The organism is Candidatus Aminicenantes bacterium (genome assembly GCA_026393795.1).
Lineage (GTDB): Bacteria > Acidobacteriota > Aminicenantia > UBA2199 > UBA2199 > UBA2199.
This window is the reverse complement of record JAPKZL010000031.1, coordinates 1-1,799: the sequence shown is the minus strand read 5'-3', so window position 1 is coordinate 1,799 and position 1,799 is coordinate 1. Positions and strand designations below refer to the sequence as shown.

Here is a 1,799-nt window from a genome sequence, read left to right as displayed (position 1 = left end):
ACTTATCGAAAACGGAAAACCCAAAAAGGTTGCCATTGCCGCTGTGATGCGCAAACTACTTGTCCGACTGAATGCCCTGATGCGAAATCATCTCTTGCTATCTACAAAAAGTACTTGACTTTTAAGACAGTCGCTACGTTTCTCCGACCCATTTTTTTGGTTTCCCGTTCCCTTCTGGGAAACGCCACATGTAATCGGTAACCACGCCCACGCATGATGCATTCTGAACCTTGATTAGGTGTGATGGGTGTGTTACCATCGGCTTTTCGGGCCGGGGTGGCGGAATTGGCAGACGCACGGGACTTAAAATCCCGGGAGGGCAACCTCGTGGGGGTTCGATTCCCCTCCTCGGCAGTCACACTTTGTTTTCAGCTAGTTCCGTTAAACGCTGAAAACAACTAGTGTGACTGTCCCCCCTGGGGACCATTTTAGACAGTCCCGAACCGTCAGGTGAGGGATTGATTTGTATATCCCCGCAGGGGGTAGTCACACTTTGGTTTCGGCGACTGACCAAATTGCCGAAACCAACGAGTGTGACTATATCTGCTGTCAAGGAGAAATCTCATGGCCTCGAGAGGGAAGTGGAGCTCAAAAATCGGCTTTGTCCTGGCCGCGGCCGGTTCGGCCATCGGCGTCGGCAACATCTGGCGTTTTCCCTACATGACCGGCAAATACGGCGGCGCCGCGTTCCTGTTCGTCTACCTGGCGGCCGTGATCCTGCTCGGCATGCCGGTGTTGATCGCCGAGATCGCCCTGGGGCGCTTCACCGGGAAAAACCCGGTAGGGGCCTTTAAAGAATTGCGGCCGCGCGGGCCATGGAAGCTGGTCGGTTACCTGGGCGTCATCACCGGGGTGAGGCGGCATTGAAAAGGCCTGCAAATTCATGTTGCCGGCCCTGGCCGTCATCATGCTGATCCTGCTGGCCCGTTCGCTGACGCTGCCCGGGGCGGGCAAAGGGCTGGAATTTTATCTCAAGCCCGATTTCTCGCGCCTGAACTGGCGGGTGGTCATCGACGCGTTGGGCCAGGCCTTTTTCAGCCTCAGCCTGGGCATGGGAGCGATGATCACCTACGGGTCGTACCTGAAAAAGGAAGAAAATATCCGCGCCTGCGCCGCCTGGGTGGCTTTTCTGGATACGGTCGTGGCGGTCATGGCCGGTTTCATCATCTTCCCGGCCCTCGCCTCCTACGGGATGAATCCGGCCGGCGGCCCTCCGCTGGTTTTCCATATCCTCCCGGTCATTTTTGGCCAAATGCCGTTCGGCGCCGTATTCGGCATGCTGTTCTTCCTTCTCCTCGGCGTGGCGGCGTTGACTTCCACGATTTCGTTGCTGGAAGTGGCCGTCGCCTACTTCATTGACGAGAGGAAATGGAGCCGGAAAAAATCGGTGCTGGTGGCTTCGGGGCTCTCCTTCATCGTGGGCGTGCCCTCGATCCTTTCGTTCGGCAGCATGAAATTTTTCCAAAAGCTGCCTCTCATCCACGTGAGCTTCTTTGAGATGATGGATTTCATCTGGGGAACGCTGGCCTTGAGCATCGGCGCTTTGTTCATCGCCATCTTCGTGGGCTACGTGTGGAAAAGCACTCATGCCTTGAAAGAAATCGCTTTGGGAACAAGGAAATTCAGGTACGCTTGGATTTGGTCGCTCTCGGTGAAATTCCTTTGCCCGCTGTTTATCGTGCTGACCTTGCTCATGTTGCTCATCCATTAAAAACATCTCCGCTGCGGCGGCAGGAAAAAACAGCCGCGGTGTGTTAAAATAAGCGCGCATGCCGCGTTATGTAATCGCTTTCATACTG

The 1,799-nt window shown here is 55.3% G+C and carries 1 tRNA gene and 1 pseudogene; both read left to right on the top strand.

The window, feature by feature from the left end:
* Positions 1–270 precede the first annotated feature (270 nt).
* Positions 271–354: transfer RNA gene (locus NTW95_01515), tRNA-Leu, on the top strand.
* A 210-nt stretch (positions 355–564) separates the two neighbouring features.
* Positions 565–1,711, top strand: a pseudogene (locus tag NTW95_01510) (sodium-dependent transporter).
* Positions 1,712–1,799 lie beyond the last annotated feature (88 nt).